Here is a 19275-nt window from a genome sequence, read left to right as displayed (position 1 = left end):
TGGATATTATCGCCAGAATTTACAAAATCAAGAACATTCAAGGAACTTTAGCGGAACGAACTTTCTCTTCCACAACATCCCAGACGAGCGCTGCGATGTCCGCACCGCCGAAGCGTTTCACCTCGCGGATGCCCGTCGGTGAGGTGACGTTGATCTCGGTCAGATAGTCGCCGATGACGTCAATGCCGACGAAAATGAGGCCCCGCTTCTTGAGCTCGGGCCCGATGGCGGCGCAGATCTCGCGCTCGCGCGGCGTAAGCTCCGTCGCTTCGGGGCGCCCGCCCACATGCATGTTGGAGCGTGTTTCGTTCGCAGCCGGCACGCGGTTGATCGCGCCCACCGGTTCGCCGTCAACGAGGATGATGCGCTTGTCGCCCGCGCGTACGTCCGGCAAATAGCGCTGCACGACGAACGGCTCGCGGAACACAGTTTGAAACAGCTCGACGAGCGAGCCGGTGTTTGTGTCGTCCGGCTTGATCCGGAACACGGCCGCGCCGCCATTGCCATAGAGCGGCTTGACAATGATGTCGCCGAACTCCTCACGAAACGCGGTGACGTCGCCGAGGGTGCGGGCGATGAGCGTCGGCGGCATGAGGTCGGGGAACTGCGTGACGAACAGCTTTTCCGGCGCGTTGCGGACGCTGGTCGGATCGTTCACCACAAGCGTTTTCGGATGGACGCTGTCGAGAATGTGCGTCGTCGTGATGTAGGCCATGTCGAACGGCGGGTCTTGCCGCAGATGGATCACGTCGAGTTCGTCGAGAGCCAGCTTCTGCCGCGCGCCGAGCTCGAAATGCGCTCCCTCGATATCGTGCACGCGCAATTCGTGCCCCTCGGCGAAGGCGCGACCTCCGCGCAGAATCAACTTGTCCGGCGTGTAATAGAAAATGCTGTGCTGGCGTTTCTGTGCTTCGAGAAGGAGCGCGAAGGTTGAATCGCCCCAAATGTTGATTTTCTCGATCGGGTCCATCTGGACCCCGGTTTTCAGACGCATCCGGTCCTCGCTTGGAGAGGGTTCGGAGGAGACTTAAAGGGCAGCCGCGATTTAGGCAAGGAAGGCTTGCTCGATATGGGAGAGGCCCTGCGTCGGGCTCACGAGAATGACATCGAAACTGGCCGACTCGTGGGAAAGCCCGGCATGCTCACCGAGAAAAACCTCTGCGGCGGTTGCGATCCGGGCCTGCTGCCGCGGCAGCACCGCATAGGCCGCTTCCTCCTGAGTGCGGCGGCACTTCACTTCAACGAAGGCGAGATGATCGCCACGCTGGGCCACGAGGTCGATCTCACCACCCTTCGTCTTGTAACGCTCGGCGAGAATGCGATAGCTCTTCGCCTCAAGGAGCAGTTTCGCGCGCGTTTCCGCCGCGACGCCGATCTTGTAAGAATTGGGAGCATTTCTGGCCCGACTGGCTGCGATCATGACGCTTCACCCTTGATCTTCAATGCCAAGTTGTAAGCCAATTTTCTTGCTACCCCAAGTCCTTTCGATACGTCTTCAACAGCCTCCTTGAGCGTCGCCGTTTTCAGCGCGGCGCGGAGTGCGATTTCGACGTCGGCTTCCGTTGCGGCGGCGGCTTCGCCGGGTGCGATGAGGAGCACGATCTCACCTTGCGGCGGCTCGATCTCGAAGGCCGCCGCCAGTTCGCGCGCGGTCCCTTTCGCTATCGTCTCATGCAGCTTCGTGAGTTCGCGAGCGACCGCCACCATCCTGTCCGGATACACGGTCTCGATGGCGGCGAGCGCGGCTCCGATACGCGACGGCGTTTCATAGAAGACGAGCGTTCCCGGCACAGCGCGCATGGTTTCGAGTGCTTCCAGGCGCGCACCCTCCTTTGGTGGCAGAAAGCCGCCGAAAAAGAAGCGGTCGGTCGGCAGGCCGCTCGCTACAAGCGCCGACAGGATCGCCGAAGCGCCAGGCACCGGATAGACACGAATGCCCTCGGCGACCGCATCGCGCACAAGCTTGTAGCCGGGGTCCGCGATGAGAGGCGTGCCTGCGTCCGAGATAAGCGCGACCGCCTTGCCCTCGCGTAGCGCGTCGAGAATGCGCTCGCGGTCTGCCTCGCCCGAAAAGTCGTGATAGGCTTCGAGCTTGCGCCCCATGTCGAACGCGGAAAACAGCTTCCGGCTGTGGCGCGTGTCCTCGCAGTAAACGCGGTCGGCGGACGCCAGCACGGAAAGTGCGCGGATCGAGATATCGGAGAGATTGCCGATGGGGGTCGAAACGAGATAAAGGCCAGGGTCGAGGGGGCTCGCGCCCAGCTTGTCGAACTGCCTCGACACGGCCGCCAGAAGCGCTGCAGCGCGCTCCGCCTCTATCGCTGAGGTCGTGTCGTTGGCGTCCGGTTGTGGAATTTTCGGCGCCCGTCGCTTCGTCATCACCAATCAGCCACAGTTGCCAAACACGGTAAACGTGCTCGAAGCGCTTCGCGTCAGACGCGACTCGTAACAAGGTGGTCTTGCCTTCATAACCGGCGCAGGTCAACGGAAAGCTGATATTCGATCCCGATGAAACTCACGAGTGAACACGCCTTCGCGCGATCCCGCATCTTTCTCGGCTTCGCATTTCTGTTCGTATGCCTTGGCCTCGCGGCCTGCTCGGTCGGAGGTGGCACGGGTAGCGGCAACATTTCGTCCGCGACGCCGCCACGCGGCGCACCTGCCGGCGGAACGGTGAAAGTCGCGCTCCTTCTGCCGCTGACGGGCAATGTTAACGCGCAGCAGGTCGCGAAGGCCATGAAGCAGGCGGGCGAACTTGCGCTGTTCGATTTCGACAAGCCGAACGTCCAGCTCATTCCCAAGGACACGCGGGGAACGCCGGACGGCGCGCGTCGGGCCGCCGACGAAGCCGTCAAGGAAGGCGTCGAACTTATCATTGGCCCGCTGTTCGCTAATGAAGTGACCGCAGTTGCGCCAGTGGCTCAAGCCGCCCGCGTTCCGGTGCTCGCCTTCTCAAGCGACCGCACGGTCGCCGGAAACGGCGTCTATCTCCTGAGTTTCGTGGCGGGCAGCGACGTCCCGCGCATGGTTTCCTACGCTGCGGCGCACGGCAAGAAGCGCTTCGCCGCGCTGTTTCCGCAAAACGATTACGGTCGTATCGTCGAGCAGGCGTTCAACCGCGCCGTGCAGGCGAATGGCGGGCAGGTCGTGCTCACGAAAACCTTCCCGCCCGAAGCGAACGGCATGCTCGCCTCCGTGAAAGAGCTTGCGCCGCTTGCGAAGAAGGACTCCGCTCCGCAGGTCGATGCGATCTTCGTGCCCGCTGGCGGCGACACGTTGCCCTCGCTCGCGCCGCTGTTCCCTTATTACGAGATGGATACGCAGGCGGTGAAGATGATCGGCCTTTCCGGCTGGGACTATGTCGGCGTCGGCAAGGAAGCCGCCTTGCAGGGCGGCTGGTTCCCCGCGACCGATTCGAAGGGCTGGGAGGACTTCACGCGCCGCTATTCCGAGACTTACGGCGGTACACCGCCCCGGCTCGCGAGCCTTTCCTATGACGCGGTCAGCCTTGCGATCTCGCTGTCCAGCAATCCGCCGGAGCGGCGGTTCGCGTCCTCCGAGCTGATGCGCGGCAGCGGATTTAATGGCGTGGACGGCCTGTTCCGGCTCCGTCCAGATGGCACGGCCGAGCGCGGCTTCGCGATCATGGAAGTGCGCGCCACCGGCAACCAGACCATTGATCCCGCACCCGCAAGCTTTGGTACGGCCGTCGCGGCGCAGTACTAAATCGTCGGCAAATGGGAGGCTTGGTCTGCCGGTTCGAGGCTCGACGCAACAGCCTCCACCACGGCGTTCAGCACGAGGCGGCCCGCCCCCGTGGTGCTGATCCGGCCGTCGGCGCCTTCGATCAGTCGCTCGCTTTCCAGCATCGTAACCACCGATGCGGCGGGGCGAAACCCTGTCCTTGCCTCTAGACGACGCACATCGAGACCTTCGCTGATACGGAGCCCCATCAGCACGGCCTCTTCGGCCTCATCATGCGCGCCAAGCTCGACGCGCTCCTCGCGGCCATGGCCCAGCGCTTCCACCTTCTCGGCCCACGCGAGCGGCGACTTCAGCGCCGCAGTGGCGATCTTGCGCCCCGCCGCCCCGCGATAGCGGCCATGCGCGCCCGGCCCCACGCCGACATAATCGCCATAGCGCCAATAAGCGAGGTTGTGCCGGCTCTCTTCGCCCGGTGCTGCGTGGTTTGACACCTCGTAGGCCGGAAGCCCCGTCGCCTGGCAAAGCTTCTGCGTCAGCGTGTAGAACTCAGCGGCAAGCTCCGCCTCGGGAAGCCGGAGCCTCCCCCGTCGCTGAAGCGCGAAGAATGCCGTCTCCGGTTCTATGGTGAGCTGGTACAGCGAGAGATGCCCGCGCGCGAGGGAAAGCGCCTCGGTGAGTTCGGCGTGCCACGCATCGAGCGTCTGGCCGGGACGCGCGTAGATCAGATCGAAGCTCATTCGGTCGAAGGTACGCGCGGCGATGTCGAGCGCGGCTCGCGCCTCGGCGGCGTCATGGATGCGGCCGAGCGCCTTGAGCGCGTCATCGTGGAGCGACTGAATGCCGAGGGAAATGCGGTTCACGCCCGCTGCGCGATAGCCCGCGAAACGCCCCGCTTCGACGCTCGACGGGTTCGCTTCGAGCGTGATTTCGCACGTCTCGGAGATCGGCCACAAAGCCGCGATGCGATCGAGCACCGCGCCCGCCGAGCGTGCCTGCATCAGCGATGGCGTGCCGCCGCCGAAAAATACGCTCGCGACAGGCTGGCGCGCTGTCTCGCACGCGTAAGTCTCAAGCTCGCGCAGGATCGCGGCGAGCCAGCGGGCTTCGTCGATGCTGCGTGCGGCGTGGGAATTGAAATCGCAATAGGGGCACTTCTTTTCGCAGAAGGGCCAATGCACGTAGACGGCCAGCGGCTCGACAGGTGCGCGCGCCTCAGCGCGGGGAGGCGAGGGCGTCCTTGAAAGCGGCAAAGGCGTTGGCGCGGTGGGAGATCGCATGCTTCGCGGCCGGGTCCATTTCGCCGAAGGTGATATCGCGGCCGTCGGCGACGAACATCGGATCGAAGCCGAAACCGTTCGTTCCGCGCGGCGGCCACACGAGATGGCCCGCGACGGTTCCCTCGAAGAATTGGACCTCGCCCGCCGGATTGGCAAGACAGAGCACGCAAACGAATTGCGCGCGGCGTGCGTCGGGCGCGGTTGCGCCGCGAGCGACAAGCTCGGCCTCGACGCGCCGCATGGCCGCGCCGAAATCGCGAGGTTCGCCCGCCCAACGCGCCGAATAGATGCCCGGCGCTCCGTCAAGCGCATCGACTGCCAGCCCCGAATCGTCGCCGAGCGAGATCTTGCCCGTCGCGACGGCGGTCGCCACAGCCTTCAGCCTCGCGTTTTCCGCGAAGGTCGTGCCCGTCTCTTCCGGCTCCGGCAGGCCAAGAACAGCCGAAGACACCACGCTTACGCCCATCGGCGCGCACAGGTCTTCAAACTCGCGAACCTTGCCCTTGTTGTGCGTCGCGATGACGAGGCAATCGCCGTTTGTCAGCGTGAGACTGGTCAACAATCCGCCCTCCTCGTTGCTTCGAGGCAAGAGAAAGCTTTCGCGCAGCATCCGAAGGGCGCGCGGAAAGCCACCGGGCGGAGGCCGATCAACCCTGGCGAGCCTTGTAGCGGCGAACCTTCTTGTTGATGATGTAGAGGCGGCCACGCCGACGAACGACCTGGTTTTCGCGATGGCGCGTGCGAAGCGTCTTGATTGAATTCTTGATCTTCATGGTCAAATTCCAAGCGCTCCACTCAGTCGCCATCAGGCCGGTGGCAAGCGCAAGCCAATAAGGTTGAGGTTGCGAACGCGCGAAGACAAAATGCGCACGTTGTCGAGCGCTTTTGACTAGCATGCTTTTTTGCGCTTTCCAACCCCTCTCCGGCGTTGGACAATAGGAGAAGCGCCCGCGTAACCGGCAAAAGGCCGCGAAATCGTCAAAAAAGAACCCGCGTCGGGTGGTCGTTTAAGCGTTCAGTGAAAGTTTTGCGTGAATTCTATGCGTATGATCCATTTTCGCGCGCTCGCCATGAGCCTGATTGCCTGTACGGCAACCTCGCCGGTCGCCCTCGCGGTGCCCGCGCAACCGAGTCCCGCATCGCGCACCAGCGATACAGGACTTATGAAACGCGTCGCGATTGGCGCGGAGGCGGGCTCGGCGTTGCGGCCATGCTCAAGCCCGATTTCGGCGTTGCAGAACGACGGCCTCAGAGCGTTGTCTGGCAGCGACGGTGCCGCGCTTGTCGGCGCTGGTCTCGGCCCTGACGTCGGCATCTCGCGGTACGTGGTGAGAAATCCCTTCCTCGCGTTCAACGGTTCGCATGTCGACGCCGCCCCCGATAGCGGTTGGGCCGTCCGTGTGATCTCCGTCAGACCCGCAGCCTGTACGCGGTAAGGCTTCCGGGCAAATTCTTACGGCTCGGCGCTTTTCGGCGCGCGGTCGCGGAGCGTCTTGCGGCGAATCGCGCGCGTCACCTGCCGCCCCGAACTCCGCGCCGCGTCCTGAAACTCGGCGCGAAATTCGTCGCGCATCTCGTGGATCGACGCGATGGCCGGACCCGCCGGGATACCGAGCGCCACGAGCGATGCTTCCGAAAGCTGAAGGCTCGCTTCGATCGTCTCGGGCACGGCGTCGGTCACGCCGATGGCGTAGAGCTGATGGGCATGCGTCGCGTCGCGGGCGCGGGAAAGGATGACGAGATCGGGCCTGAGGTTCAGGGCGGTCTTCACGATCCCGACGATCTGGTCGCCCGCCGTGATGGTGATGATGAGAGCCGACGCGCGTTGCAGGCCGCAGGCATTCAGGAACGCGGGATTGGCGGCGTCGCCATAATAGACTTCGCGGCCGAGACGCCTGTGATGGGAAACGACATCCGGATCCTTGTCGCTCGCGATGAACGGAAAGCGGTGCCGTTCGAGGAGCGAGCAGAGCACTTGCCCGACGCGGCCATGACCGACGACGATGGCATGGTCCTTCAACTCCGTCTCCGGCAAGGCGAAAAGAGCGGCGTCGAGGCTCGGACGCTTCGCCGCCGCCCGCTCCGCCAGTTTCCGCCCCGCGATATCGAGGAGAGGAATGAACGCCATGGACAGCGAGACCACAGCCAGCGCGGGCCCGGAAATTTCCGCAGGGATCAGTTTCAGTCCAGCCGCAAGCCCGAGGCCGACGAACGCGAACTCCCCCGCTGGTCCGAGAAGGAGCGCCGTCTCTAGCGCGGCGGGAATCGGTACGCTGAAGAGCGGCGCAATGCCGAGGACGATCGCGGCCTTCACGATCACGAGGGCGACGATCGCGCCGAAGACAAGGCCGGGATGGTGCAAAATTTCGCGGAAATCGATCCCCATGCCGACCGTGAAGAAGAACAGGCCGAGCAGCACGCCCTTGAACGGCTCAATGGCGATTTCGACCGATTTCCTGTATTCAGTCTCGGCGAGCAGAAGCCCGGCCACGAACGCGCCGAGCGCCATGGAAAGCCCAGCGCGGCTCGCGGTCACGCCCGTCGCCACCACCACGAACAGCGTCGCCGCCATGAAAGGCTCGCTCGACCCGGCCGAGGCCACGAGTCGGAACAGCGGCCGAAGGAAAAGCCGCGCCACGATCAGGATGAAACTGAGGCCGAGGGCGGCCTTCATGAGCGCCAGCGCGAGCGCTTCGTAAACGGACGCTTCGGCGCTCGACCCGAGAATCAGCAGGAAAAGGAGCAGCGGCACGACAGCGAGATCCTGCGCGAGGAGGATCGAAAAACTCGCGCGCCCGGTGGCGGTCGCCAGGCGGCGTTGGCAGGCGAGCACGTCGACCACGATGGCGGTCGAGGACAGTGCAAGGCATCCTCCGAGAATGATGGAAAGCCGGAGGTCGAGCCCCGCCGCAGCGCAGATCGCAGCGATGACCGCCGTCGAGGCGACCACCTGAAGCGAGCCCAGCCCGAAAACGAGACGGCGCATCGTCAGCAGCCGATTATACGAGAGTTCGAGCCCGATGGTGAAGAGCAGGAACACGACGCCGAGTTCCGCAATGCCGCCGAGCGACTTCGTGTCTGAAATCGTGATCCATGGCAGGACGCCATAGTCCGCGCGCAGCGAGCCGAGTCCGTACGGGCCGAGGATCGCGCCTGCGCCGAGATAGCCGAGCACCGAACTGACGCCGAGCCGACGAAGCAGCGGCACGACGATGCCCGCGGTACCAAGCACCACGAGAGCATCGCCATAAATTTCGCCGCCCAGGGGCGTGGTCATGCCGTGCCTTTCAGCCTCGTTATGAGGGGAGCCTCGAACCGGCCAGCCGGACGAAGACGCGCTCGCGTTCAGCCGTTGGCAGTGTCCGCGGCTAGCACGCTCGGCGAGCATAGCAAGAAACTTGCCGATCCACGAGCGAGGGATAAGAGATTGTTCGCACGCGGATTTGAGCCGCCCGCGATCGGAGCGGCGGGAAGCGGGTCCGCTCGCGTTACGCCGGTATTGCTGGCTCGGGATCGGATTTGGGCGCGGAGGCGAAGCCGCCCCGCACAGCCGGGCCATAGCGCACGTTGAAGAGGCGCACGAAATTCGGCTCCTGCGAGGAATCCTTAGGGACCGCGACGCCGAGCGCCTCGCGCACGTAGCGGTCGTGCATGTGCTTGAACTTCATCTGATAGCTGCAAATTTCGCCGTCGATATGCACGACGAGGCCATCGCCCTGGATCAGGTCTTCGTCGGAGTCCTCGATGCCGAGGCGCGTATAGCCCGACACGCCCGAATTGCTCTTCCACATGAATTCGATCTCGGAATCCTTTTCGGACGGGAAGCGCACATAGGACGAGGCGAAGGAGGCCAATTCCGCGCCATCGGCTCCATAGGCGCGGCCAGCCGCCTTGTAGCGCCGCGCCCGCCAGTCGAAGAAGATATTCACGAAGGCGTAGCGCAGGTCGCCCTTCTGCCAGACGGCCTGAAAGTAGCGGCCCGCATAGCGCTCCTCGGGCTTGAGCCTCCGGCGAATCGTGCGGGAGCGATAGGCGAGATCGCGCCAGTACATGCTTAACCAGGTGGCGAACACCGAAAAGCCGATCAGGAACAGGAGCCTGAACGCTTCCCCGCCCTGAGGCGGCTTGTCCAGAACCCAGCTCATGAGCCAGATGAGCGCGTCGCGGATGACTTCGAACATGGCGTCCCCAACAGTTGAATGGGATTTTCGTAAAATTGGAGAAGCACGCAAGCGCAATTTGCGTGGGCGCCGTTTTCCTCCCGGTTTCGATTCACCGAAGGTTAAAGCGCTTTCCCCTATCACCCGGAACAGTTGTTGCGATTTCGGGAGACTATCTGTGGGCGTACAGAACGGGACTTTCGAGCCGGAAGAGATCAAGCGGCGCAAGGCGCTCGCCTATCTTCTCGGCATTGGCGAAGCCGAGGCGGGCGATACGAGCCTCAACGGTCGTCTGTCCATCATTGCAAAGCTCAAGGCGGCGAGGCGCACCGAGATCGCGCGCGGGCAGGCGGGTTCGTGGCTTTACGACGTCAACCGGCACCTGAATATCTGCGCGTCTCTGCGCCGGGAATATGAAGCGCTGGAAGAAATGCTCGCGAATGACCTGGAGAGCGCCGCGCCATCGAATGCCGCCATTGCGCGGCGCGGCTTCGGAGAGAAGCGCATGTCGCGCGGGGCGGGCGGGCTGTGAAGAAGGCTATGGTGACGGACCGGCAGTTGATGAATGCCATCGACTTCGACGGACGCAGCGCCGCCGAGCTTCGCGTGCTCATCGAACGCGCGCTGATCGCGGAAGGCAACGTGCGGCGCGTGAAGGCACTCGCCATGAAAGCCGCATCCGACCTGACGGTTGCCGCGCAGGAGCGCGAGGCCTATGCGAGCGAGGCTTATGCGGAAGCGCTGGCTGAGGAGGCGAGGGCGGCGGCCGCGCTCGAAGAACTGAAGGCGGCGCGGGCGCACGCGCGGCTCACGATCGACATATGGCGCACGCTCGAAGCCTCGCATCGCATGGTGTCGAGCTATCCGTGAGCGATGGCCAAGCTTGAAGGCGGGCGATTGTCCCGCCTTTTTCTTTTCGGCAAAGCGGCGTCAGCTTTGCGGACCATGCTTCAATGCTCGTGATGTTTGCGAACGCTATCTTCCAGATCGTAGCGGTTGAGGCCGATGTCGCGAAGCGCACGGTCGTCGAGCTGTTCGAGTTCGGCGACTGCCTGGCGAATTTCAGTTTCCTCGCTCCAGCGGCGTTTAACCGACGACAAAAGGCCGAGCGCCTTGTCGAAGAAGCCGCCCGTCTCCGTGGCCGAGGTCGCGGCCGCATCGCTGAAGGGGTGAGCGTGTTTCATCGTTGTCATCGTACTGGTCTCCAATTTCCTGCGCCGCTTTTCCGCCGACGCTGGCGGGCACCAGATATGCTCCCCTTCCTTCGATAAATGAAATCGATTATTGTTTGCGTAACGATAAGCAGCGCTTTGGGTCTTTCGCGTGCGCGATCTCAATCTCGATCAGGTGCGGACCTTTCTGGAGGTCGTGAAACGAGGAAGTTTCACGGCGGCGGCGCGCGTTCTCAACCTGACGCAGCCCGCCGTGAGCCAGCAGATCAAGGAGCTTGAGGGGCGGCTTGGCGTGCAACTCGTCGCGCGGCTCGGCAAGCGCGCCTTCGCGACCGACGCGGGCAAGGAACTGGCGGGGCGTGGGGCGAGGCTGGTCGCCGACGCCGAGGAGGCCGTGCTCGCGGTGGGCCGCTTCCGTGACGGCTGGATGAGTCCGATCCGGCTCGGCGCGACCATAACGGTCTGCGTTTATCTGCTCCCGAGGCTGCTGAGCGAACTGCGCCGCACCCACCCCGAACTCGAAGTTTCCATCGAAATCGACCTGTCGCACGTCATCGTGGAAAAGGTCGCGGCGAACGAACTCGACATCGGCCTCGTGGCGCTGCCCATCGACAAGGCGGCGCCGGTTTCGGTGACGAAGGTGCGCGAAGACCCGCTCATGGCGGTTTTTCCGGTGCACGAAGGCGCGGGCCTGCCGGCCACGATCACCGCCGACTATCTGAAGAAGCGCGCGCTCCTTCTGGATCTGCCGACGACGCAGATGCACCGGCTCGTGGTCGGCTGGTTCGAGGCGCAGGGCTTCCACCCGAAGCCGACGCTGTATCTCGGCAATTCAGAGGCGCTGAAGGCGATGGTTGCGGCGGGCGTCGGGGTTGCGATCCTCGCCATCGAGAACAGGGAAGATCTCTATCTCGGGCGCAGCATCGTGGCACGGCCGCTATCGCCGCCGCTTGTGAGGCAGCTCGGGTTGATCGTGCACAAGGATAAGCCGCCGCATCCGGCGATGCCCGAAATCCGCGACCGGCTTACGAACATCAGCGCGTGACGAGCGGCATGCGGGCGGTGCGCGTCGGTCTGGCCTGAGCGAAAACGAAGCGCGCGATCAGTGCGCGCGCTCCGGGTTCGCTTCGACGGCGGCATCGAGCCATGCTGTGGCCGTATCGTCGAAATCCGGCGCGGAAAGCACCTGCGGGGCTCCCGTCGCTGTCGACCTTTCGAGGTAGCGCACGCATTGTTGCTCGCGGTCGTAGCCGAGGAGAATACCGAGCATGAAATCATGCTCGGGCGACAGATCGCACAGCGGCCCGGTAAGGAACCGCCGCGCCGCTTCCACAGCCGCCGGGCGGCCGAACACGACGTTCAGCTTCGTGGGGCAGGCTTCGTGCACATAATACGCAACACCTTCGCGCACGAGCCGCGCCACCACGACCCCCGACGCCGCCTTCGTCATGGTCAGCATGCTGAGTGGCCTGATGCCCCGAGAAAGCTCGTAGAGGTGGTGATTGAAGACGCGGATGACGCCCGCGTTTACGTCAGACGGCTGATCCAATCCGTGATCCTCTTGTCTGTCTTGGACGACTGCGTGTCCTGATCGAGAGGCAGGCCGACGAACTTGCCGTCGCGCTCGGCGGTCGAGCCGGAATAGTTGTAGCCCACCGTGTCGGTGAACCCGACGACATCCGCGCCCGTGTCAATCACGTAGTCGTAGAGGATGCCGATCGCGTCCACGAAGCTCTCGGGATAGCCCTCCTGATCGCCCGTGCCGAAGATGCCGACCTTCTTGCCGGCGAGATTGGCGGAGGTCAGCTTCTCGATGTTGTCTTCCCAGTCGGTCTGGAGGGTGCCGTTGCCGTAGGTCGGCGAGCCAAGGATGAGAAGGCTCGGGCTTTCGAAGTCAGCCGTCGTCGCGTCCTTGATGTCGATGGCTTTGCCGGAAAGCTTTTTGGCGATCTTGGAGGCGACAGCTTTGGTCGCGCCGCCGTCGGAGCCGAAAATGACGTTCACACTCATGGTCTGGACTTTTCACCCTGTCGCAAAGCAGAAGAAAAGCGGCAGCAAGACCCCGCAGCCGCGCGTGTTCAACCGCGAACACCAACGCTTAAGAAGTTAGCGCATGGCGTTGGCCGGTTCAAATATAAAACCACGATATATCGCTTATATCTTCGATTATTTCATGGATGTATAATAGTTCTAATTCGCCATATCAAAAAACGCGCGACGAACGAATAATCGTTCTAAAGAACAGTTCTAAAGAACAATTCCAAATTGGGTGCGCTTTCTCTTGCGTGCAGATCACGCGGCGCGAGCCGGTTGCTATTTTTCGAAGCTGAAACGGCATTACCTTCCGCCTTCGCCGCAAGCGAAGGAATGCCGTTTTGCGCGCCGCGTGTTGGCGGAGTTTCGGCTCTCGAAGGCGTCGAACGGTTAGCCCGCGCTGCTTCAAGAGCGCGCGCGAAGCCACGTGGCCACCGTGCTCGCCGCCTCGCGAGCGCTTGGCAGCACGCCGCCATATTCGATGAAGCCGTGGATCTGTCCCGCGAAGTCCTGGTAATCGGTCGCGACGCGCGAGCAGCGCAAGCGGTCCGCATACGCTGCGCCTTCATCGTGAAGCGGATCGTTCTCGGCCGTCAGCACGAGCGCAGGAGGAAGGCGCCTGAGGCTGCGGGCATAGAGCGGCGAAAGGCGTTCGTCGCAACGGTCGATGCCCGCGTCCTGCGGCATGTATTTGGTCGAGAACCATCGCAGCGCATCCCTGTCGATGGGCGGCATGTCGGCGAAGGCCATGCGCGACGGCCACAGCTTGACCTGCGGCGTGCTGTCCGTACTCGGATAGACGAGCACCTGCGAAGCGATCTTCGGGCCACGCTCGCGTGCGTCGAGGCAGACGGCCGCCGCGAGCGCTCCGCCCGCGCTGTCGCCGCCGATGGACAGGCGCGCCGGGTCGATTCCGAGCAGTCTCGCGTTGGCCGCAGCCCAGCCAATGGCGGCGATTGCGTCTTCGAGCCCCGCCGGAAAGGGGTGCTCGGGCGCGAGCCGGTAGTCCACCGCGAGCACGCGGCAAGGCGTTAGCGCGGCGATGCGGCGGCAAATCCTGTCGTGGCTTTCCAGATCGCCGATGACCCCGCCGCCGCCGTGAAGATAGACGAGCGCGGCGCCGGGGCTGACAACGCCTTCGGGGCGGTAAAGCCGAACGCGAAGCGGTCCGCCGCGCCCGACCGCCTGATGATCGCTGACCTCCGACATGGCGGGCGCGTCGCCGCCGAGGCGCTGGCATTTCTGGCGATAGGCCTCGCGCGCCTCCTCAACATCCTGCGTGGCGAGGGGCTTCGCGCGCCGGAGGTTGTCCAGCAGTTTTTCCGTATCGGGGTCGAAAGTCATGCTTGTCGCCCCGCAACACCGGCGCCGGGAGCGACTTCACTCGGATCGCAGCGGTCAAGCCGCCACTTCCCTGCAGAAGGGACGCAAGCGCCCGCCTTCCAACGCATGACACAACGCCTTCTCAAGGGACGCGAAGCTGTGAACAAGGAGATGAGCTCCCGCCCGCGTCAACTCCGCCACGGAATGGTACCCCCACGTAACGCCCACTCCGGCACTCGCCGCCGACGCCGCCATTAGCATGTCGTAGGAGGTATCGCCGATCATGATCGTCGATTGTGGCGGGATGCCTGTTTCGCGCATCGCCTGGAACAGCATGGTGGGGTGGGGCTTCGATGGCGCATCGTCGGCAGTCTGTACCGTTGAAAACATCGCGGAAAACCCGTTTTCCTCGATGAAGCGGAGCGCGCCGCGTCGGGATTTGCCCGTCGCCATGCCGAGGAGCACGTCGTCGCGTGCTGCAAGGCTCGACAGGAGCTGCGCCGCGCCGAGGAACATCGGTTCGCTTTGGCGGGCGTTGCGAAGCTGCATGCACTTGTTGCGATAGGTCGCGATGATGTCGTCGCGCGTGGCTTCGCACAGGTCGGGGGCGAGACTGGCGATGGCCTCCGCCATCGAAAGGCCGACGGTGCGCAGGATCGAATGGCGCGGAGGCAGGGCCAGCCCGAGATGCTGAAAAGAAAACCTCATCGACTCGACGATGATATGCTGACTATCGGCAAGTGTACCGTCACAGTCGAAAACAATAAGCGTAGGAGTTGATGCCATATCTCGCACCTGCGAAGGTTCAGTTTCCGCCCCGTTCGGATAATCATCCCCCAGAGTGCACGATCTACATTATGCCGGGCTAACGCCGCGTGAAGCTAAACGTTAGACTCATACCTGTTATGCACAATTATTCACCGTAACGCCCGGCGTCGAATCCGAGAAGCTCGAACGTCTGCGCGATATGCGATGGAAGCGGCGCGGAAATGTCGATTTCGCCGAGCTTCGGATCTTTCAGCGTCAGTCGCCGCGCGTGAAGGTGAAGCTTCCGCTCGATGTTTTCGATCGGGATTTCGGTCCCGTCGCCATATTTCTGATCGCCGAGAATGGGCGTGCCGAGAATGTCCATATGCGCCCGAAGCTGATGTTGGCGGCCGGTTACGGGCTTCAGCGACACCCAGGCCATGTTCGCCGCGCGGTCGATGACGGAGTAAAACGTCGTCGCGTGCTGCGCGAGTTCCTGCTCGCCGGGGCGCGCCTTGCGCACGCGGTCGCCATCAGGCCCTGACGCCTTCACGAGCGCGGCCTCGACCTTGCCCTGCGTCGGCTTCGGGATGCCGCGCGTGATCGCCCAGTAGATCTTTTGCACCGAGCGCGTCTGGAACAGGCGGCCAAGCCGCGCCGCCGTCTGGCGATCCTTCGCGACGGCGAGAATGCCGGTCGTGTCGCGGTCGAGCCGATGCACGAGGCGCGGGCGTTCGCCGCCGAAGCGGTCAGCCATGCCCGCGAGCAGCCCGTCGATGTGGCGCGTGGTCTTCGTGCCGCCCTGAACCGCGATACCGAACGGCTTGTTTAGGATGAACATCTCGTCGTTCTCGAACACGATCATGCGCTCGATGAAATCGCGGTCGGCCTTGGACAGCCCCGGCGGCGGCTTTAGCGACGGCTGCGGCGCGTTCTCGGGCTCGGCGAAATGCGTAGGCACGCGCACTTCCTGCCCCGTCGATAGGCGGCTATCCGCCTTCACGCGGCCGCCGTCGACGCGAACCTGGCCGGTGCGGACAAGCTTCTGCACGAGGGTATGCGGCAGGGTCGGGTAATTTTTTTTCAGCCAGCGGTCGAGACGAAGGCCGTCGTCGTCGGTGCGGACCGCACGCTTTTCGATGGTCATATGGGAACTCCTCGCGCGCAGTTTGGCCGCGCCGCGCGGGTAAAGTAAAGCGGCAACTTGGGTTGACCGCCGACCTCGGCGGAGGCGCGATCCTGGCGACGCCCTCGTGGTGCCGCCGGCGCCGCCTCAGGCGCGGCCGGTTGCGAGCCATGCCGATGCCAACCCGACCGAAACGTTAACGGTTTCTCACCACGCATGTTTTATTGAAATTGCATCAAGCGCAAGTAGGTTGCCTTTAGCTATCACCTCGCTCGCCCTCCTCCCAAGCCTCAAAAATCCGGCAATTGAAACCATGACATCGTTCCGCGCCCTGATTCTGACCCTGCCTGTGGTTCTGGCTTTCGGTCAACCGACGGTCGGCCGGGTTGAGGAGCGGCAGCTGCGCGTTCGGGGCTTGCTCTTCCGCTCCGGGCAATGCCATCCAGGCCTACCCACCCTCGGCCGCGACGCGTACAGCCAAACGCCCCGTTACGGAAGCGATCGCGGCTATGCGGCTGAGCGGCCGCGTTCGGCGAAACGCGAGGGGAGACGGTAGACGACTTCGTTGTCGAGGCGTCCCGACGCTTCGGCATCCCCATTGTCTGGATCAGGGCCGTCATCAATCAGGAAAGCGGCGGCGCGCATCGGGATGGGAATAGCGGCCTCACGAAACCCCGGCCGGTCGAAACGCCTCGCCGATTGTGCATGACCTCGCATCCTGAAGCACAGCACCGGGCGATACGCGAGGGATGCTGGTGGCCGTCTCATGCTAGGCCGCCCGCCCCCGAAAGCGCGTCGCGGCCATGTGGCGCCGCGTAGTCGATTTCGGGTCCAACCGGCACGATGCCTGTCGGATTGATCGTCATGTGGCTCTGATAATAATGTCCTTTGATATGCTGGAAATTAACCGTCTCCTTTACGCCCGGCCATTGATATAGTTCACGCGTAAAGCCCCAGAGGTTGGGATAGTCCGCAATGCGGCGGATGTTGCATTTGAAGTGGCCGACATAGACGGGATCAAAGCGCAGCAACGTCGTGAATAGCCGCCAGTCCGCCTCCGTTATACGGTCGCCGCAAAGATAACGGTGCGTAGCGAGCCGCGCTTCGAGCTTGTCGAGCGTCTCGAACAAGGGCCGCACGGCCTCCTCGTAAGCCTCTTGCGAGGTAGCAAAGCCTGCCTTGTAGACGCCGTTGTTCACGTGATCATAAATCTCCGTGTTCAATGCGTCGATCTCTGGCCTCAACGCTTCCGGATAATAATCGCCGGCGGTTGCGCCAATACCGTCGAAGGCCGAGTTAAACATCCGGATGATCTCGGACGATTCGTTGCTTACTATCGTCTGCTGATGCTTGTCCCAAAGCACGGGGACGACGACGCGGCCAGAATAGGATGGATCGGCCTTTGTATAGACCTCATGGAGACGCGTCGCGCCGTTAACTGTATCGGGGATGACGCCGGGACCAGGTTCGAACGTCCATCCTTCCGAACCCATATACCAGTTCACCGCCGAAATCGGAATGAAGCGATCGAGCCCCTTCAGCGCACGGAAAATCAGCGTGCGGTGCGCCCATGGACAGGCGTAGCAAACATAAAGATGATAGCGGTCAGGCTCCGCCCTAAACCCCGCTGCGCCGCTGGGCCCAGAACTTCCATCGGGCGTGATCCAGTTGCGAAACTGGCTCTTCTGGCGCTGGAAGCGGCCGCCGGAGGACTTTGTATCGTACCACTGATCCTTCCACACCCCATCGACCAGAAGCCCCATGGTGCAACTCCTCTCGCAACATTTATACGCGGTTGACATGATCGGCGTACGACGTTAAGTTCTGCCTACGTTCTCTTTGCGTATCGTTTTGTACTTATCGTGGTGCGCGAGTCAAGGTAAACCTGAAATGGTGCTCAAGTTCCTGAAGTTGGGAAGAACTGGGGGCGGTGTGCGCCGCATATGCAGGGCAAAAAGGCGCGGTCGGGTAGACAGACTGATGCATCAATTCGCCTCCTCGATCGCCCCTTTGACGTGTCTAGGAAATGTTTATAGGGAGCGCAAAAAGGCTCTGAAAAGCTTCGTAACGAAGGCGGTGCAACGGCCGTACCGCAGGTTCGGAAACGATCGACCGAAGAAGCCTGATTGTCAGCGGTATGAATATGAGTGCTTTGCTTTCGGTTAATTGGTGTCCCGCTTGCGGTTCGCGGGCTTCGCCGGGGTCTTCGCTTTTTCTTTCTCTTCCGCCTGCCGGGCCGCGACAACGCGTTCCATGCGCTCAAGACGTTCCAGCGCGGCGATGCGGTTTTTCACCTCCGTGAAGAACCGACGCACTCGCTCTGCATTGCGGCCGAGGTCGTGCTGGCCGAAGCGCGAGGACGAGCGGACGTCAACGCGAGCCGACTTTGAGTTGCCGGTCACGCGAATTGCAACATCATCCATGAACCCGAAAAGGAGTGTTTTTTCCACGGCCTCGATGTGGCCCGCCTTGGTCGTCTCAGGAGCCTGTTCCTCCAAAATCTTCCAGTTAAGCGTCTTCACCACATCGCGAACCGACGTATAGACATCTACGAGCGGGCGTTGGATCACGAGGGGCTTCAAGTCAGGATAGGCCTGCGCCTGAAGTGGTGCGAAAGCGGCTTCGTAGCGCGTCGGGTTTGCCTGACCTTGCCGAATTCTGGCAACGCGATCGAAGGCCGGAGGTGCAGCTGGATCGGTGGTCACTTCGTAAAGGCGAGGGAGCGTAAGCAATGCTGGCAACGACCAAAGCGGAACCGCGAGTACGAGCGCGGCGAGTAGAAGTGCGGTTGTCGCGCGGCCCGCTCCCCGATCGCCGTTGTTCCATATCGTGACAAGTGCCGCGATCGCCACAACCACGGCAACGATTGCCCCGGCGATCGCGGCCCCCATGATCTTGAACGCCAGCGGAGTTGCAAGGCCGAAGAAGCGATGCCAGACAAAAGCGCCAGCAAAAACAAAGACAGAAAGGGCTGCGATCCGGTAACTCCACGCCGCCCGTCTCGAAAGGGTTTCGTAAAGACGCAAAGTTCCTCTCCGCCGTGCCGTTCCAAAATCGTTCGGCTGAAGCGCGGCCGCTTCGCCGTCATTCCATCGGTTTGCGCGCCATCCTGCCGCAGTGTTCGGCGCCGCAACGAAACAACATCGCGCGCCTTCCCGCTCGGTCAGCCGTCACCTTATCGCAATATGCTTCGCGGTGCCTTAGCTTCGGATGCGGGATTTGCCAACCGTCTTTCGAAAATGTAACCGGGGATTTCGCTTGCACTGTCGCAATTAAGCCGACGAATCGACAAACATTGGCAGGACAGTATGAGTGTGAGTTAGTTTAGTAAACGATGGAGTGCGACTGTGGCTGAAGAAATTCAATGGCGGCAGCTTGGTTCAATCGTCAATGCGGTGCTTCTTGACGCGAGGGCGAAAGCTGTTCGAAGCGGCGCGATGCCGAAGCCGGTGCTGCGTTCCGTCCTGACAGTGGGGTCGCAATCTGTCGCGAACCTTGCGCGAGAAGAAAGCGGCAACGGCTTGCTGAGCAAGCCCTCGGCGAGCATGCCGGTCGAACAACTCGAACTGCCGTTCGATCTTGCTGACATACGGCCCGCGACGCCTCGGGTTGCACGATCGCGCGCTCGCTTGATGTAGGACCGAGGGCAACGCGGAGCAAAGTGCTTCTTCGTTGAGCCGACGGCGTACCGCTCTTGCGTTGCTCCGGCGATAATGACGACGCTTTCGGGC

22 protein-coding genes are annotated in these 19275 nt (G+C 62.7%); 5 read left to right on the top strand and 17 right to left on the bottom strand.

All coding sequences use genetic code 11. The annotated features are described in order from the left end of the window. Window positions 1-37 precede the first annotated feature (37 nt). Genes gshB through rsmI form a run of 3 tightly spaced genes read right to left on the bottom strand, consistent with a single transcriptional unit; the run spans window position 38 to window position 2379 of the window. Window positions 38-994 (bottom strand): glutathione synthase, encoded by a 957-nt coding sequence (gene gshB / locus RVAN_RS08220; protein WP_013419281.1) that lies wholly within the window; start codon window positions 992-994, stop codon window positions 38-40. Window positions 995-1045: 51 nt separating this feature from the next. Further along, window positions 1046-1420, bottom strand: a complete 375-nt coding sequence (locus RVAN_RS08215) for a YraN family protein (protein ID WP_013419280.1) — start codon at window positions 1418-1420, stop codon at window positions 1046-1048. Continuing rightward, a complete protein-coding gene (gene rsmI / locus RVAN_RS08210) occupies window positions 1417-2379 on the bottom strand; it encodes a 16S rRNA (cytidine(1402)-2'-O)-methyltransferase (protein ID WP_013419279.1) in 963 nt (320 codons plus the stop codon). The genes RVAN_RS08215 and rsmI overlap by 4 nt, the downstream gene beginning before the upstream one ends. Window positions 2380-2508: 129 nt before the next feature. Between rsmI and RVAN_RS08205 the strand changes: the two genes are divergently transcribed. Continuing rightward, on the top strand, window positions 2509-3726 hold the full coding sequence (locus RVAN_RS08205) for a penicillin-binding protein activator (RefSeq protein WP_013419278.1): 1218 nt from the start codon (window positions 2509-2511) through the stop codon (window positions 3724-3726). Here the strand turns inward: RVAN_RS08205 and hemW are convergent. The 3 genes from hemW to ykgO all read right to left on the bottom strand — a co-directional run bounded on the left by hemW (window position 3723) and on the right by ykgO (window position 5755). Continuing rightward, window positions 3723-4982 (bottom strand): radical SAM family heme chaperone HemW, encoded by a 1260-nt coding sequence (gene hemW, locus RVAN_RS08200; RefSeq protein ID WP_081449421.1) that lies wholly within the window; start codon window positions 4980-4982, stop codon window positions 3723-3725. The genes RVAN_RS08205 and hemW overlap by 4 nt on opposite strands. Next, window positions 4918-5541 carry an RdgB/HAM1 family non-canonical purine NTP pyrophosphatase gene (rdgB, locus tag RVAN_RS08195; RefSeq protein ID WP_013419276.1) on the bottom strand — a complete coding sequence of 208 codons (624 nt, stop codon included), beginning with the start codon at window positions 5539-5541 and terminating at the stop codon, window positions 4918-4920. Before rdgB ends, hemW begins: the two co-directional genes overlap by 65 nt. 88 nt (window positions 5542-5629) lie before the next feature. Further along, window positions 5630-5755, bottom strand: coding sequence for a type B 50S ribosomal protein L36 (ykgO, locus tag RVAN_RS08190; protein WP_013419275.1), 126 nt, complete (start codon window positions 5753-5755; stop codon window positions 5630-5632). 273 nt (window positions 5756-6028) lie between these two features. Between ykgO and RVAN_RS08185 the strand changes: the two genes are divergently transcribed. Next, a complete protein-coding gene (locus RVAN_RS08185) occupies window positions 6029-6418 on the top strand; it encodes a hypothetical protein (RefSeq protein WP_041787368.1) in 390 nt (129 codons plus the stop codon). Window positions 6419-6435: 17 nt separating this feature from the next. Here RVAN_RS08185 and RVAN_RS08180 read toward each other — a convergent pair whose 3' ends face one another. Next, entirely contained in the window at window positions 6436-8259 is a 1824-nt protein-coding gene (locus tag RVAN_RS08180) for a cation:proton antiporter (protein WP_013419273.1), read from the bottom strand. 211 nt (window positions 8260-8470) lie between these two features. Then, window positions 8471-9163 (bottom strand): hypothetical protein, encoded by a 693-nt coding sequence (locus RVAN_RS08175; RefSeq protein WP_013419272.1) that lies wholly within the window; start codon window positions 9161-9163, stop codon window positions 8471-8473. A gap of 157 nt (window positions 9164-9320) precedes the next feature. Between RVAN_RS08175 and RVAN_RS18875 the strand changes: the two genes are divergently transcribed. Together RVAN_RS18875 and RVAN_RS08165 are read left to right on the top strand one after the other, a co-directional pair. Beyond that, window positions 9321-9674, top strand: coding sequence for a hypothetical protein (locus RVAN_RS18875; protein WP_013419271.1), 354 nt, complete (start codon window positions 9321-9323; stop codon window positions 9672-9674). Then, window positions 9671-10012, top strand: a complete 342-nt coding sequence (locus RVAN_RS08165; RefSeq protein WP_013419270.1) for a hypothetical protein — start codon at window positions 9671-9673, stop codon at window positions 10010-10012. The genes RVAN_RS18875 and RVAN_RS08165 overlap by 4 nt, the downstream gene beginning before the upstream one ends. An 80-nt stretch (window positions 10013-10092) precedes the next feature. Here the strand turns inward: RVAN_RS08165 and RVAN_RS08160 are convergent, their stop codons facing one another. After that, a complete protein-coding gene (locus RVAN_RS08160) occupies window positions 10093-10335 on the bottom strand; it encodes a DUF1127 domain-containing protein (protein WP_013419269.1) in 243 nt (80 codons plus the stop codon). A 130-nt stretch (window positions 10336-10465) separates the two neighbouring features. On the opposite strand from RVAN_RS08160, the gene RVAN_RS08155 reads away from it, so the two are divergent. Further along, window positions 10466-11359, top strand: a complete 894-nt coding sequence (locus RVAN_RS08155; RefSeq protein ID WP_013419268.1) for a LysR family transcriptional regulator — start codon at window positions 10466-10468, stop codon at window positions 11357-11359. Between the two features lie 57 nt (window positions 11360-11416). Here RVAN_RS08155 and RVAN_RS08150 read toward each other — a convergent pair whose 3' ends face one another. The 8 genes from RVAN_RS08150 to RVAN_RS08115 all read right to left on the bottom strand — a co-directional run bounded on the left by RVAN_RS08150 (window position 11417) and on the right by RVAN_RS08115 (window position 18570). Continuing rightward, window positions 11417-11863 carry a DUF2023 family protein gene (locus tag RVAN_RS08150; protein ID WP_013419267.1) on the bottom strand — a complete coding sequence of 149 codons (447 nt, stop codon included), beginning with the start codon at window positions 11861-11863 and terminating at the stop codon, window positions 11417-11419. Beyond that, on the bottom strand, window positions 11842-12324 hold the full coding sequence (fldA, locus tag RVAN_RS08145) for a flavodoxin FldA (protein ID WP_013419266.1): 483 nt from the start codon (window positions 12322-12324) through the stop codon (window positions 11842-11844). The genes RVAN_RS08150 and fldA overlap by 22 nt, the downstream gene beginning before the upstream one ends. Window positions 12325-12753: 429 nt before the next feature. Further along, window positions 12754-13692: an alpha/beta hydrolase gene (locus RVAN_RS08140; protein ID WP_013419265.1), complete on the bottom strand. Its 939-nt coding sequence runs from the start codon at window positions 13690-13692 to the stop codon at window positions 12754-12756. A 54-nt stretch (window positions 13693-13746) separates the two neighbouring features. Further along, on the bottom strand, window positions 13747-14457 hold the full coding sequence (locus RVAN_RS08135; RefSeq protein ID WP_013419264.1) for an HAD-IA family hydrolase: 711 nt from the start codon (window positions 14455-14457) through the stop codon (window positions 13747-13749). A gap of 127 nt (window positions 14458-14584) precedes the next feature. Further along, on the bottom strand, window positions 14585-15565 hold the full coding sequence (locus RVAN_RS08130; RefSeq protein ID WP_013419263.1) for an RluA family pseudouridine synthase: 981 nt from the start codon (window positions 15563-15565) through the stop codon (window positions 14585-14587). Between the two features lie 486 nt (window positions 15566-16051). Beyond that, window positions 16052-16312 (bottom strand): hypothetical protein, encoded by a 261-nt coding sequence (locus tag RVAN_RS20100; RefSeq protein WP_155942387.1) that lies wholly within the window; start codon window positions 16310-16312, stop codon window positions 16052-16054. After that, window positions 16309-17307, bottom strand: coding sequence for a glutathione S-transferase family protein (locus tag RVAN_RS08120; RefSeq protein WP_013419262.1), 999 nt, complete (start codon window positions 17305-17307; stop codon window positions 16309-16311). Before RVAN_RS08120 ends, RVAN_RS20100 begins: the two co-directional genes overlap by 4 nt. A gap of 399 nt (window positions 17308-17706) precedes the next feature. Beyond that, window positions 17707-18570 (bottom strand): DUF1499 domain-containing protein, encoded by an 864-nt coding sequence (locus tag RVAN_RS08115; RefSeq protein ID WP_013419261.1) that lies wholly within the window; start codon window positions 18568-18570, stop codon window positions 17707-17709. Window positions 18571-19275: the final 705 nt, after the last annotated feature.

The sequence above is a fragment of the Rhodomicrobium vannielii ATCC 17100 genome, assembly GCF_000166055.1.
Taxonomy (GTDB): domain Bacteria; phylum Pseudomonadota; class Alphaproteobacteria; order Rhizobiales; family Rhodomicrobiaceae; genus Rhodomicrobium; species Rhodomicrobium vannielii.
This window is presented reverse-complemented; position numbering and strand designations above follow the sequence as displayed.